This window comes from Lactobacillus sp. UMNPBX12, from assembly GCF_002553955.1.
Taxonomy (GTDB): domain Bacteria; phylum Bacillota; class Bacilli; order Lactobacillales; family Lactobacillaceae; genus Lactobacillus; species Lactobacillus crispatus.
Genome location: NZ_PCYY01000003.1, coordinates 119,805 through 134,081 on the forward strand (window position 1 = coordinate 119,805; position 14,277 = coordinate 134,081).

Annotated in this window: 15 protein-coding genes; all 15 read left to right on the forward strand. The window is 32.7% G+C overall.

The genetic code is table 11. The annotated features are described in order from the left end of the window. Nucleotides 1–9: 9 nt before the first annotated feature. Nucleotides 10–795 carry a CpsD/CapB family tyrosine-protein kinase gene (locus tag CP363_RS02420; RefSeq protein ID WP_089143658.1) on the forward strand — a complete coding sequence of 262 codons (786 nt, stop codon included), beginning with the start codon at nucleotides 10–12 and terminating at the stop codon, nucleotides 793–795. Then, nucleotides 795–1,565, forward strand: a complete 771-nt coding sequence (locus tag CP363_RS02425) for a tyrosine-protein phosphatase (protein ID WP_089143659.1) — start codon at nucleotides 795–797, stop codon at nucleotides 1,563–1,565. Before CP363_RS02420 ends, CP363_RS02425 begins: the two co-directional genes overlap by 1 nt. A 142-nt stretch (nucleotides 1,566–1,707) precedes the next feature. Continuing rightward, nucleotides 1,708–2,352, forward strand: coding sequence for a sugar transferase (locus CP363_RS02430; protein WP_233187124.1), 645 nt, complete (start codon nucleotides 1,708–1,710; stop codon nucleotides 2,350–2,352). 2 nt (nucleotides 2,353–2,354) lie between these two features. Beyond that, nucleotides 2,355–3,128 carry a DUF4422 domain-containing protein gene (locus CP363_RS02435; protein WP_089143660.1) on the forward strand — a complete coding sequence of 258 codons (774 nt, stop codon included), beginning with the start codon at nucleotides 2,355–2,357 and terminating at the stop codon, nucleotides 3,126–3,128. Nucleotides 3,129–3,148: 20 nt separating this feature from the next. Further along, on the forward strand, nucleotides 3,149–4,042 hold the full coding sequence (locus tag CP363_RS02440) for a glycosyltransferase family 2 protein (protein ID WP_089143661.1): 894 nt from the start codon (nucleotides 3,149–3,151) through the stop codon (nucleotides 4,040–4,042). Next, nucleotides 4,032–5,144 carry a glycosyltransferase gene (locus tag CP363_RS02445; protein WP_089143662.1) on the forward strand — a complete coding sequence of 371 codons (1,113 nt, stop codon included), beginning with the start codon at nucleotides 4,032–4,034 and terminating at the stop codon, nucleotides 5,142–5,144. Before CP363_RS02440 ends, CP363_RS02445 begins: the two co-directional genes overlap by 11 nt. Nucleotides 5,145–5,158: 14 nt before the next feature. Continuing rightward, nucleotides 5,159–6,283 (forward strand): glycosyltransferase, encoded by a 1,125-nt coding sequence (locus CP363_RS02450; RefSeq protein WP_089143663.1) that lies wholly within the window; start codon nucleotides 5,159–5,161, stop codon nucleotides 6,281–6,283. A 20-nt stretch (nucleotides 6,284–6,303) separates the two neighbouring features. Next, nucleotides 6,304–7,233 carry a glycosyltransferase family 2 protein gene (locus tag CP363_RS02455; RefSeq protein ID WP_089143664.1) on the forward strand — a complete coding sequence of 310 codons (930 nt, stop codon included), beginning with the start codon at nucleotides 6,304–6,306 and terminating at the stop codon, nucleotides 7,231–7,233. Then, nucleotides 7,233–8,528 (forward strand): O-antigen polymerase, encoded by a 1,296-nt coding sequence (locus CP363_RS02460; protein ID WP_089143665.1) that lies wholly within the window; start codon nucleotides 7,233–7,235, stop codon nucleotides 8,526–8,528. Before CP363_RS02455 ends, CP363_RS02460 begins: the two co-directional genes overlap by 1 nt. Before the next feature lie 12 nt (nucleotides 8,529–8,540). Further along, nucleotides 8,541–9,122, forward strand: coding sequence for a serine O-acetyltransferase (locus tag CP363_RS02465; RefSeq protein ID WP_089143666.1), 582 nt, complete (start codon nucleotides 8,541–8,543; stop codon nucleotides 9,120–9,122). Between the two features lie 4 nt (nucleotides 9,123–9,126). Continuing rightward, the gene (glf, locus tag CP363_RS02470; protein ID WP_089143667.1) at nucleotides 9,127–10,236 is read left to right on the forward strand and encodes a UDP-galactopyranose mutase; all 1,110 of its coding nucleotides are present in this window, start codon (nucleotides 9,127–9,129) and stop codon (nucleotides 10,234–10,236) included. 7 nt (nucleotides 10,237–10,243) lie between these two features. Beyond that, nucleotides 10,244–11,671, forward strand: a complete 1,428-nt coding sequence (locus tag CP363_RS02475) for a flippase (RefSeq protein ID WP_089143668.1) — start codon at nucleotides 10,244–10,246, stop codon at nucleotides 11,669–11,671. Between the two features lie 68 nt (nucleotides 11,672–11,739). Then, nucleotides 11,740–12,423, forward strand: coding sequence for a hypothetical protein (locus CP363_RS02480; protein ID WP_098035774.1), 684 nt, complete (start codon nucleotides 11,740–11,742; stop codon nucleotides 12,421–12,423). Nucleotides 12,424–12,490: 67 nt separating this feature from the next. Then, on the forward strand, nucleotides 12,491–13,525 hold the full coding sequence (locus tag CP363_RS02485; protein ID WP_098035775.1) for an IS30 family transposase: 1,035 nt from the start codon (nucleotides 12,491–12,493) through the stop codon (nucleotides 13,523–13,525). A gap of 110 nt (nucleotides 13,526–13,635) precedes the next feature. Beyond that, nucleotides 13,636–14,277: hypothetical protein (locus CP363_RS02490; protein WP_369822227.1), on the forward strand; the 642-nt coding region annotated here is incomplete at its 3' end.

A 14,277-nucleotide genomic window follows, 5' to 3' on the forward strand; every position in this document is an offset into this window, starting at 1 on the left:
GAGAAGCGAATGTCATTATTTAGAAAAAAACGTGGTACCGATGATACGATTAAGCATGGTGCCCAATTAATCACAGTTGCTGATCCTCGTAGTGCGGTAGCTGAACAATTTAGAACAATTAGAACTAACATTAACTTCATGGCAGTTGATGAAGAAATTAATACTTTAGCCTTTACTTCAGCCAACATTAGCGAAGGTAAGTCAACTGTAACTGCTAACGTAGCGATTACTTATGCCCAAGCTGGACGCAAGACTTTATTAATTGATGCCGACTTGCGTCGTCCAACTTTGCACAGTACATTCAACGTTAAGAACAATACTGGTTTGACAACTGTTCTTACTTCAGAAGCTGACGAAATCAACTTAAATGATGTAGTTGAAGAAAGTGGAATTGATAACTTGTCAATCTTGACTTCTGGTCCGATTCCACCTAATCCAGCTGAATTGATTGGTTCACGTAGAATGGAAACCTTTATTGAACTGGTTAAGTCACATTATGATATGGTTATCATTGACTTAGCTCCTGTTCTTGAAGTATCCGATACGCAAGAATTGGCTAGTCACCTTGATGGTGTAGTTCTTGTTGTTCGTCAAGGCGTAACACAAAAGGCTGGGATTACTAGAGCTGTGCAAATGTTGAAATTTGCCAAGGCTCGAATTCTAGGCTACGTTATGAACGATATTAGAGCTGAAAATGGTGGCTATGGTTACGGCTACGGGTATGGCTATGGTTACGGATATGGTGCTGAAAAGAAAAAAGGTTTGTTCGGACGTAAAAAGAGTGATGGTCAATAATGGTCTTAGTTGATATTCACTGCCATATCTTACCGGGCATTGACGATGGTTCAAAAAGTTGGGAAACTTCGATCAAACTTGCTCAGGCTGCGGTAAAAGATGGCGTAACGCATGCAATTTGTACACCACATACGCTTAATGGGCGCTATACAAATCATAAAGATGACATTATCTGGCTGACTGATCTCTACCAACAGAAGCTAGATGAAGCTAAGATCCCATTGACAGTCTTCCCCGGACAGGAAGTTCGCTTGTCAGGTGACTTGATCGACGCACTTGATCAGGACGATATCTTGTTCTGCGATGAAGATAGAACTTATATGCTATTGGAATTTCCAAGTGATGACGTGCCAACTTATGCGCAGGACACGATCTTCAAGGTGATGCAGCGCGGGATTACACCGATTATTGTGCACCCAGAGCGCAATAGCCGCATTTTAAAGGAACCAGAAATTTTGCAAGGGATGCTGGAACAAGGTTGTCTGGTGCAGATTACGGCTAGTTCTTATACGGGCGTTTTTGGTGATAAGATTGAAGAGATGTCACGTAAGTTGATTGCGGCGGGGCAGGGATGTACCTTTGCATCTGACGCACACGATTTGCCAAGACGGCAGTATCAATTGAGTGAAGCTTATAAAAAGATGAGTCAAGAATTCAGTCAAGACCTAGCTCAGCAGTGGCAAGATAATGCTAGAAGTATCATCAATGGCGACCCAGTTCAGATGGATTGGCACCCATTGAAGCAGAAAAAGAAGTTCTGGTTATTTTGATTTTTGATGTAAATATGCAAGTTTGCATCTAAGCTGCATAGAGCGTGGTATAGTAAATAAAAAGGTAAATGATTCAGTAAATTATTGTAATTTGGGACAGATATAGAGAAATTTGTTATCTATTATGATGGATAATAAAGTGATGGAGAAAGAACAAGTAAAATTGAATAAGCATAGCGTATATCATTTCTTTAAAAGAATTACAGATATTCTAGTCAGTTTAGTAGCTTTGATAGTTTTATCTCCAGTAATTCTGATTTTAGCAATTCTAATTTTTGTGCAAGATGGGCATAGTCCATTTTATAAGCAAATTAGAATTGGACAATATGGTAAACCATTTGGCATGTTTAAATTCAGATCTATGATTTTTAATGCGGATAAGGTGTTAGAAAGTAATCTAGAACTTTATCAAAAGTATGTAGATAATGGATTTAAATTACCAGAGGGTGAGGATCCCAGAGTTACTAAAATAGGCGCATTTATAAGAAAAACATCATTGGATGAAATTCCTCAATTTCTTAATGTTTTAATTGGTGAAATGGCATTAGTAGGTCCACGACCAATTGTGAAAAAAGAAATGTTCGAATATGGTGATCAAATCAGTGAATTTTTGTCAGTCAAGCCTGGTGCATTAGGACTGTGGCAGGCTAGTGGGCGGGCTAATATTGGCTATCCGGAGCGTTGTAATATTGAGCTAGAGTATATAAGAAATGCTTCTTACTGGTATGATGTAAAAGTTTTCTTTGCTTGTTGTATTAGTATTCTTAAGAGGGATGGTGCATTTTAAAAGTGAAAACTGTAATAATGGTGGCAGCACATAAGCAGTTTCCCATGCCTAATAAAGATGGGTATATGCCTGTTTTGGTAGGTGCCACACGAAATTATAAGCCAGAAATTAGTTATCAAAGAGATGACGAGGGCGAAAATATTTCAGCAAAGAATCCAAATTACAATGAACTTACTGCGGTTTATTGGGCTTGGAAAAATTTGAAAGATGTTGACGTTGTTGGGTTAGTTCATTATCGTCGTTTCTTTTTTGACTCAAAGCCATATTCTTTAGAAAATGTAATTAGTATCAAAAAAGTAAATCAATTGTTACAAAAGTATGATGTGATTTTACCTAAAAAAAGAAATTACTATATTGAAACTAACTACTCTCATTATATCCATGCACATCATAAAGAGCCGCTTGATAGGACAAGAGAAGTTATTGCAAAAGAGTATCCGAACTATCTTCCTGCCTTTGATAAAGTTATGGGGAAACGTGGGGCTCATATGTTCAATATGTTTATTATGAAAAGAAATGCATTTGAATCATATTGTAGCTTTATGTTTGATGTTCTAGGTAAGCTAGAAAATAGCATTAATATTTCTGAATATTCTGTGCAAGAAGCAAGAGTATTTGGATATATTTCTGAGTTGTTAATGGATGTTTGGCTTTATACAAATTTATTTACACATGTAGAAATTTCTTGGGGTCAAATTGGTGGGAAAAATACTTTGAGGAAAGGTTTTTCTTTAATTAAACGAAAACTGGGTATAAAGACAAAAACACATTTTTAATATTTATATGGAGGCATTACATGAGCGATACAGCAGCTATTGTGGTTACCTATAATAGAAAAAAATTATTAAGAGAATGTATACGTAATTTACAAATGCAAACTCAGAAAGTCGATATTGTGATTATTGACAATATGAGTACTGATGGTACCGCAGAAATGTTAAAGCCATTCATTAAGAATGATTCAATAATTTATCATTCAACTGGTAAAAATATTGGAGGAGCAGGTGGATTTCACGAAGGAATAAAATTTGCTTATAAATTAGGCTATGAATACTTTTGGTTAATGGATGATGATTGTATTCCTACTATCAATGCACTAAAACAATTAAAATTAGCAGATAAAGAATTAAATGGAAAATATGGATTTATCTGTAGTAAAGTTTTGTGGACAGATAATCATATTTGTCGAATGAACATACCTAAACTGTCTCTGTCTAAAAAAGTGTCAGATTTTAATACACCTATAGTTCCAATACGGATGGGAACTTTTGTGTCTTTTTTGACTAAAAGATCTGTAGTAGAGAAGGTTGGATTACCAGTAAAAGAATTCTTTATTTGGGGTGATGATCTTGAATATAGTCAAAGAATATCACTAAACTATCCTTGTTATTTAATAAATAAAAGTATTGTGATACATAAAACTAAAAATAATGAAGGATCAAATATTGCAATTGATGATGCAGAAAGAATAAGTAGATATCAATTAGCTTATCGTAATGAAATGTTTTTGTATCGCGAGATTGGGTTAAAGGGCTATATATATCAGTTTATTCGTTTAAATTTGCATGCTTTTAGAGTAGTCTTTAAATCTAAGGATCATAGATTTTTGCGTTTGAAGACTATTATTTTAGGAACGAAAAGTGGAATTAAATTTCATCCTCAAATTAGAAAGGTAAAAGATGAATTATAAAGTCTTAGAAGTGAATGTTGATGATCGAGGAAGAAGTGGTGTATATTCATTGGTTACCAATGTAATAAAAAATAAGCCACACGATCTAAGTATTGATATAGCAGCTTTTGAAACTTTCGAAGATGAATCGAATATTCATAATTTATCTAAATATGGTACTAAAGTTAAATATGTGGGATACCATGGTAGTAAGTTATTGAAGCAGTATAAAATTTATCATAATTTATCAAAATATCTACAAGAAAATTATTATGATTGTGTTCATATTCATTCAGATGTAGCTAATAAGTTATATATTGCAGGAAAAGCTGCAAAAAAATCGAAAATTCCTCAAATAATATTCCACTCACATGCTTCAGAGGTCGATGGACGTTATCGAAGAATAAAACGCTTTTTGCATAGAATAACAAGAAATAAATTAAAAAATGTTGGAACAAAATTTGTAGCGTGTTCAGACGTAGCAGCTAAATGGATGTATCCTAACATTAATAAAAATGAAATTACGATAATTAATAATGGAATATATTTAGATAGGTTTAAATATGATTCTAATGTTCGTCAAAAAACTAGAAAAAAATTGGATATTGAAAATCAGTTTGTTGTAGGTCATATAGGTAGATTTTCATATCAAAAAAATCATGAATATTTAATAAAGATTTTCAAAGAATTAACAAAAAAAGAAAAAAATGCAAAGCTATTACTAATTGGTGAGGGACCAGAAAAAGAAAAAATAAAAAAGCTAGTTAATGATCTAAACCTTCAGGATAAAGTTATATTCTATGGATTGAGTAATCATGTAGAAGAGCTTTTGCAAGCTATGGATGTATTTGTTCTTCCTTCACATTTTGAAGGACTCCCAATTGTTGGTGTAGAGGCACAGGCAGCTGGATTACCAGTTATTTTTTCTAATAAAATTACTAAAGAAGCAAAATTAACAAAAAAAGTTGCTTATCTTTCTATTGGACCTGACAATATTGAAGACTGGGTATCAAAAATTATGCAATTTAATGCAATACACAGAGAAGATAATTCTATTCTGTTGAAAGAAAAGAAATTTGATATTAAGGATACAGTTGATCAATTTATTGAATTATATAAATAATAAGGTGAAATTTAATGTATAAGGTATTAGTTTGTGGACTAGCTAATAAAAAAGATCAGGGCGGTATCGAAAGCATGGTTTTAAACTACTATAAGAGATTGGATAAAAATAAGATTCATTTTGATTTTATTTGTAACAGTGATAAATATGAAATGGCTTATGCAGACCAATTTAAAAAAATGGGAAGTAGAATTTACTATACTGTAAAGCGTGGATCACATCCAATAAAATATTACGGACAGCTTAATAGATTATTTTCAAAAATTTCAGGTGCTTATGATTGTATTTGGTTTAATACAAGTGATTTAGCTAATATTATATATTTGAAGTTGGCAAAAAAGTATCACATAAAAAGAATAATAGTTCACAGTCATAATTCACGTCTTATTGTTCAAGGTCTAAAAGGTTCAGTTTATCTAAATTTACATAAAATACATAAAAAAAAGATAAAGAAATATGCAACCGATTATTGGGCATGTTCTAGAGAAGCATCTAATTGGATGTTTCCTGCGAACATTAAATCTCAAATAATAAAAAATGCTATAGATTTAAAGAAAACAAGTTTTAATAGCAAAAAAAGAGATAAAATAAAAAATAAATATTCATTAAAAGATACTTTTGTCATAGGAAATGTAGGAAGATTAAATTTCCAGAAAAACCAGGAATTCTTAATCAGAATAGCTTCTGAGTTAAAAAAGAAAAAAATAAATTTTAGGATTGTAATCGTAGGTCAGGGAGAGGAAAAAGAAAATCTAGAAAATCAAATTAAAAAAATGCATCTTTCAAATAATGTCTTGTTAGTTGGGCAGCAAAATGATATGCAGGCATGGTATAGTGCATTTGATCTATTTTTATTTCCTTCTCGTTTTGAAGGGTTAAGCGTTTCTCTTTTAGAAGCACAAGCTAATGGTGTTCCAATATTTGCTTCTGATAGAGTGAGTCCAAAAGAAATAAAGATTAATAATAATATCGGGTTTATGTCATTGGCTAAGAACTCAAAATCTTGGGCTGATGAAATTGTAAAAAAATACTTAACAGGTAAAAGAGAAAATGCATCTGATATAAGAAATAATTTCCGTATTAGAGGTTATGATGTCGATGTTGAAGCTACAAAATTAGAGAATAAATTTATCGATTAGCTTTGAAAGGAAAAGTAAAGGTGAAAGTAAGTAATGTTGCTAATGTAGATTGCATAATAGTTACCTATAATAGGTTGGAACTATTGAAAGAATGCTTAGATGCTGTTGAAAATCAATCAAAGGCGGTACGTAAAATCTTTGTAATTGATAATAATTCTACCGATGATACTTGGAAGTATCTAAAGATGATAGAGAAGTCACATCAAAATGTTATTCCGGTACATTTGAAAGAAAATATAGGTGGGGCTGGAGGCTTTAACCAGGGAATCAAACATTTTATAAAAGAAAGTAATTCAGAATATGTTTGGATAATGGATGATGATACTATTCCAAGCACTGATGCGCTATTAAATTTAATGAAAAAAAATAGTGTCGCAAAAAATATAGGTTTTTTAGCTAGCAATGTTAAATGGCAGGACAATTCTCCTGCCAAAATGAATATTCCAAAAACTAGTTCAAATTGGAATGAATATATTGAGCAGGGATTAACACAGATTGAGTATGCTTCATTTGTTTCAATTTTAATCCCGCGTGAGGTTGTATTGAAGGTGGGATATCCAATCAGTGACTTCTTTATTTGGGGAGATGACGTTGAGTATACGTCTAGAATAAGAAAAGCTGGTTATAATGGATACTTGGTTGATAAATCGATTGTAGAACATAGAATAAAGGATAATATTTCTACAGATATTGTTATTGAAAAAAGTAAAAATAGAATATCACGCTATTATTTTGCAAATAGAAATAGTCTGTACAATGCTAAAAGGTATGCAGGGAAAATGGAATTTATTGATATTTTAACACATCAATTTTTTATTGATCCAATCAAGATTATATTTTTATCACCAAATTATAAGTTTTTACGTTTAAAGGCCAGTATAAAGGGAAACTTAGCTGGAATTTTTTTTAAACCTGAGATTGAAAAAGTTACTAATAGGGCAAAAAAATAATGCATATACTTTTCTTTACATTAGTTATTTTATCTGTAATGTCATATTACCTAAATAAAAAAGATATAATAGCTCCTAGTTTTCTGTTTAGTTTATCTTTTTTGTTTGCCTCATTTTTTGCATTACTAAATGATAAAAAGTGGGCAATTAATTTAAGTAATGAAACTTATATAGTAATTGCGGGTGGTGTGGCAGAATTTATTTTAGTTGGGTTTATAACTAAATTGATTTTTTCGAAGAGTTATAAGAAACAAATAATTTCTTCCTATAGCTTGAAGGTGGATAAAAGCCTAACTGTGAAAATGATGATAATAGAAATAGTCCAATTGATTTTTATCTATTTTATTATCAAAACAATAAAACAGATAACAGGACAGGCAAATATCATTTCTGCAATTTTTGTATTTAATTCAAGCACTAATGGTTTTATTGATTTAGATGTCACATTACCCACTTATATAAAACTAATGCAAACATTTATAACTGCATTTGGTGTGTTTGGAGAGTACTTGTTTGCAAGATCGATAGTATTTGAAAAAAAGTTTAATATGGTATTATTCTTTGAAACTTTAATTGGATTATTGGCACCTTTATTGAACGGTTCTAGAGGCGGAACTATATTTGGATTAGTTACTTTCTTTGTATTCTTATATATGATTAAACGGGATGAAAGCAATAATTTAGTAAATAATACTAAATATATAATGTACGGAATAGTCTTTGTTGGATTAGTTCTAGTTTTGCTGGAATGGTCAGCAACGATAGTTGGAAGAAATGTAGATTCAATAAAGTTCATGGATTATATTTCAACTTATGTGGGAGCAGAGATAAAGAATTTAGACATATTTATTAATCAAAAATTTTTCCCAATCAATGAAGAAATTTGGGGGCAACAAACTTTCTATACAGTGATTAATTTCTTAATAAAACATGCAAATTTGGCTGTTGATCCTTATAATTTAGATTTACCGTTCAGAATTTCTAATGGATATGGATTAGGAAATGTTGCTACCACGTTTTATCCGTGGATATATGATTTTGGTTATCAAGGAGTTTTTTGGCTTACTTTAATTATGTCAGTGACCTCTGAATTTATTTATCAGATGACAAAAAGATGTCATAGGTTTTTAGCTCCATTATCAAGACTTTTTTATGGGGGAACAATAGTACCATGTATTATATTCGCATTTTTTTCAAATAAGTTTTATGAATCAATGGATATAATTTTTATAACCTTGAGTATTATTATCTGGATTGGTTCAAACTATATGTTTTCAAAGGAAAATAATAAATAGTGATGGTATTTTATGATAACAAATTATGAAACATTAAAAAAATTCATTATCAAGGATAAAATGGCGACAGAAGAAAAATATGGTACCAATTTGACGTTCTATGCATACATTAAGGACGATATTAGTAGATATCTTCTTATGTTAAGGATAAGGGAACTATGTCAATATAGGTTGAATAATGATACTGCTGGAATTAAAAAACTGGCACTGAGATTATTAAATCATTTTCTTAGAAAAAGAATTATAAAATTAGGTATTAAACTTGGATTCGATATTTCGAATAATAGCGTTGGGCCTGGTATAAGAATAGATCATTATGGATTTCTAGCAATAAATGAAAAAGCGTCTGTAGGTATGAATTGCCATATTTATGGCGATGTGACTATTGGCATACAAAATTCAAAAGATAAAAAAGGTCCTAAGTTGGGTGATAATGTTACCATAGGGGCTGGGGCAAGAATTCTTGGACCAATAAGAGTTGCCTCAAATACCATAATTGGTGCCAATGCAGTAGTTATTAAAGATGTAGATATTGAGGGAAGTATAGTAGCAGGCGTACCTGCTAAGGTAATCGAAAAGAACATGGAGAAATAGATAAATGCATTATTTAACAGTAGGCTCTGGCCTTTTTGGAGCAGTATTTGCTCACGAAGCGGCAAAGCGTGGAAACAAAGTTACAGTAATTGAAAAAAGAGACCATATTGCGGGTAATATCTATACTAAAAAGATAGATGGCATCCAGGTTCATCAATATGGTGCACATATCTTCCATACTTCAAACAAAAAGATTTGGAATTATGTACAACAATTTGCTGAATTTAATCGTTATACTAATAGTCCTGTTGCTAACTATAAAGGACATATGTATAATCTGCCATTTAATATGAATACTTTCAGCGAGATGTGGGGAGTAAGGACTCCGCAAGAAGCTATGGCTAAGATCAATGAACAACGACAAGAAATGGCAGGAAAGGAACCACAAAATCTTGAGGAACAAGCTATTTCTTTAATTGGTCGTGACATTTATGAGAAGTTAATCAAGGGTTATACAGAAAAGCAGTGGGGTAGACCATGTACTGAATTGCCTGCTTTTATTATCAAGCGTCTTCCAGTGCGATTGATTTACGATAACAATTACTTCAATGATGATTACCAAGGTATTCCTATTGGTGGTTACACAAAAATGGTGGAAAAGATGCTTGATCATCCAAATATTGAAGTTAAATTAAATACTGATTTCTTTGATGATAAAGAAGAGTATCTTAATAATTATGATAAAGTTGTTTACACCGGTATGATTGATAAATTCTTTGACTATAAATTAGGTGAACTTGAATATCGTTCACTTCATTTTGAAACTGAAGAAAAGAATGTTGGCAACTATCAAGGCAACGCAGTAATCAATTATACTGAAGCTGAAATTCCTTACACTCGTGTCATTGAACATAAGCATTTTGAATTCGGTAAAGGTGATCCAGATAAGACAATTATTACCCGGGAATATCCAGCAGACTGGCAACGTGGGGATGAACCATATTACCCAGTGAATAATGATAGAAATAATAATTTGTACGCTAAATATGCTGAATTAGCAAAGGAACAAGACAAGGTAATTTTTGGTGGTCGTCTTGGTCAATACAAGTATTACAATATGGATCAGGTAATTGATGCTGCACTCGATGCGGTAAATAATGAATTTGGTGAATAGGTTTTAAATGAAGGTCATTCGAAATTATCTCTATAATGTAGGATATCAAGTATTAGCAATAATAGTTCCGCTTATTACATCGGCATATGTCAGTCGTGTATTACGACCTGAAGGTGTAGGTGCTAATGCTTTTACAAATTCCATTATTCAATATTTTATTCTGTTTGCTAGCATGGGTATTGGATATTATGGGAATCGTCAGATAGCCTACGTTCGTGATAATCGACCTAAAATGGCCAAGACTTTTTGGGAAATTCAAATAGTTAAAACAATAATGACGCTTGTGTCAATTATTGCTTTTGAAATTTTCCTAATTTTTTATACACGCCAATTTAATTACATGGTGGCACAATCGCTTAATCTAATTGCCGTAGCATTTGACATTTCTTGGTTCTATGAAGGTGTTGAAAACTTTAAAGTTACAGTTTTAAAAAATTCTTTGGTAAAGATTGTATCAATGATAGCAATCTTTGTTTTTATCAAGGGACCCTATGATGTAACTTTATATATTGTAGTATTGGCTTTGTCAACTCTACTAGGCAACTTAACTTTGTGGCCGGATATTTATCGGGATTTGCCCAAGGTTAAGATTAAGAGCTTAAATCCTTGGATTCACTTCGGGCCAATGGTCGAGCTTTTTATACCGCAAATAGCTACTCAAGTTTATGTACAATTGAATCGTACGATGTTGGGTGTCATGGTTAATGAGACGGCATCTGGCTATTATCAGTATTCTGATAATTTGGTGAAGTTGATTTTGGCTTTAGTGACAGCAACTGGTACAGTCATGTTGCCACATGTGGCCAATGCGGTATCGCATGGTGACATGAAGAAGGTAAATCAGATGTTGTATAAGTCTTTTGATTTTGTGTCTGCTGTGGCAGTACCTATGATGTTTGGATTAGCAGCAATTTCCTTAACATTAGCTCCAAAATATTATGGTCCTGGTTATGGTCCAGTAGGGCCGGCGATGATGATTGAGTCTATCGTGATTTTAATGATTGCTTGGAGTAATGCACTTGGCGTGCAGTATCTATTACCAATTCACCATCAGAAACAATTTACAATTTCTGTTACAGTGGGTGCCGTAGTAAACATAATTTTAAATTTCCCATTGATTCACTTTTATGGTTTGAATGGTGCCATGTGGTCAACGGTTTTATCAGAAACTGGAGTTACTTTGTATCAACTAATTGCGGTTCGAGGTTTGTTGAGTTATAAGACACTGTTTGGTAGTCTGGGAAAGTATCTAATTTCTGGTATCGTTATGTTTTTGCCAGTTTTCTGGATGAATACACATTTGAAGGATTCTTGGTTAATGATGGGACTCGAAGTTATTGTTGGCGTTGTGATTTACGGTGTTATGGTGATGCTGCTAAGAGCGCCTATTGTGGATGAGGCTAAGAAGTTGATTCGGGAGAAGTTGGGAAAGTAAGTTTGAAGTCAGCTAATAAGCTGGCTATTTTTTTGATATGTCCATGTTTTTAATACGAGGAGATAATTGTGAGAAAAAATTTGAAAAATCTAGGTTCCATTGCTTTTGGAAAAATACCTCCTAGAAAAGTTATGCCCAACATAGTCAGATCTATAGTATATTTTATACTATTCGTCTTTTTAGCTTTTTTAGAATATAAAACTGAAAAATTAATTTTGTGGAGTAAGCTTTTTCATATTTTAGCTTTACTGGTTCTGTTTGTTATTGAACTTCGGGCTATATACTCTTATTATTTGCTAATAACTAAATTAAGCGCTTGGATAGTTGACTGCTGGTTTAAAATTAAATGGTCATTTTTATATCCTACAGTTAATGATTGGTTAATTGTAACTAATATTGAAAATGCAAAAGGAGCTAGAGTATTAGATTTATTAAATGAAAGAGGGATTTTAAAGAATACAAGTAAATTGTATAATTCAATAAAAACAACTAATAAACTAAATGGGTTTGAAGTATATAGTTGCTTACGAAGGGATATATCCAATTTAGATAAGGAAAGTATTTTAGATATGCAGTTTTATCTAAAAAATTCACCTAAAACAGTTTTCTATGAAATAATGAAAATGCTAAAGAATGCAGTTACTTTTTTAACGCCAATATTAATTATGATTTTGGCTTATCTGTCAAATAGCAATATTGAACTTTCTAATTTAAATATAAAACCCGGATTTAAAATTGAAGTGCAACACTAAGTGTTAAACAAAAAGGCCATGAAGACCTAAACTTGAAGTGACGAAAAATCAAGAAAGGAAGATCTTCATGACCAATTCAAATTCTAGCATTTCTAAACACTATCATCAATTAACTAGCGTACAACGTGGTCAGATTCAGGCAATGCTGGATTCTGGCATAACTTCCCGTACTGTCATCGCTCAAGAAGTTGGCTGTCATAAATCGACAATCAGTCGCGAAATCAAACGCGGAAGCGTCCTGCAAAGAGACAGCAGCTATGTCTTGTATGAGCACTATTACGCTGATACTGCACAAATTTATCATGAAAAGCGCCGCAGAAACTGCTATAAGCGTAATCCACTGCAACACTATGCCGTCTTTTTCAGAATGCTAAGCAGACGCTTTAAAGCCAAATTTGATGCCACCAGCATCGATGAATTTGTCGGTGAATTTCACAGGATTATGCCAAATTATCCATGTCCTAGCACGCCCACTGTCTATCGTTATATTGATCAAGGATTGCTGGATATAAGCAATATCGACCTGCCAATGAAGCTTAAAAGACGCAGAAACAAACGCCATCATAGTCATGGTGGCCATGCTCCGCATAAAAAGAATCTTGGCAATTCGATTGAACAGCGGCCTAAAGAAGTTGAAAACAGAAAAGTTCCCCTGCACTGGGAAGGCGATTTGGTTAAAGGTGTCAGACGTAAAAATCAACCTGCCTTAATGACACTGACTGAAAGAACCACTCGTTTTGAGGTTGTTATCAAAATTCCTGACTATCGGGCCAGTACTTGTCAAAGACTGCTTCAAAAGGAGATTGACAGACATCCTGCCTGGTTTAAATCAATCACGTTTGACAATGGCTCTGAGTTTGCGGATATGACCAAGATCAAGGGCTGCCAGATTTACTTTGCTCACCCATATTCTCCATGGGAAAGGGGCACCAATGAGAACTGCAATGGTCTTTTGCGTCAATTCTTCCCTAAGGGCAAGAGCATGAAAGACAAGTCAAAAGCTTATGTTCAACAGGCAACCAATGCCATTAACCACAAACATCGCCGAATCCTCCAATATCACACAGCAGAGGAACTCTTCAAGCAATATATTTCTTCATAGCCTAACTGTTGCACTTAATTTGACAATTCAGGAACTGGATATTCATGATAAAATGTTAATGTTTGGTTTTGAAGAGCTATCTTAATTAATAAAGTGGGAGAAAAGTGTAGATGAAGAGAGTATTTTTTGTGTTATTGAAAATATTAGGAGCTATTTTTTATTTATTTGTCGCTTTGGTTATTGGTGTTGGATTTTTACCAATTGCAGGTTGGCTGGTAGCACTAGCAGGTTTAGCGTATATCATCATCCGACACTACAAAAAGAAAAGTAAAAAGACTAGCGAAGCGATATTAAATAATAAAGTTGAGAAGAGTACAACAGGTAAAAATGTTAAAGAAAAAAACTCGTCTGGGATTACTAAATCAGTAATTAACGAAAAAGGTAAAGATTATAATTCAATACAGCCAGTTGTAATGAAAGAAAATAATAATGTATCATCCGATACTTCAAATCTTACACATGTCAAAGTATCTTTATCTGATTTGTTTAAAGCTAAAAAATTTAAGTTAGAACTTGAAAATTTAAAACAAACTCAAAAAGCATTGGAGAAAGAAAAAATCCAATTAAAACAAGATAACTCTAAATTACAGAAAGAAGCTGATTTAAAGCTTAGTGTCAAACAAATGCAGCCGTTGGAGCTAGATAAAGAAATTACTAAAAAAACTAAGGAATTAGATAAATTAAAAGCTGAAAGTACTAAAGAATTAATTGATTTAAGAGCAAGAAAAACTAAAGAGTTAAATGATATTCTA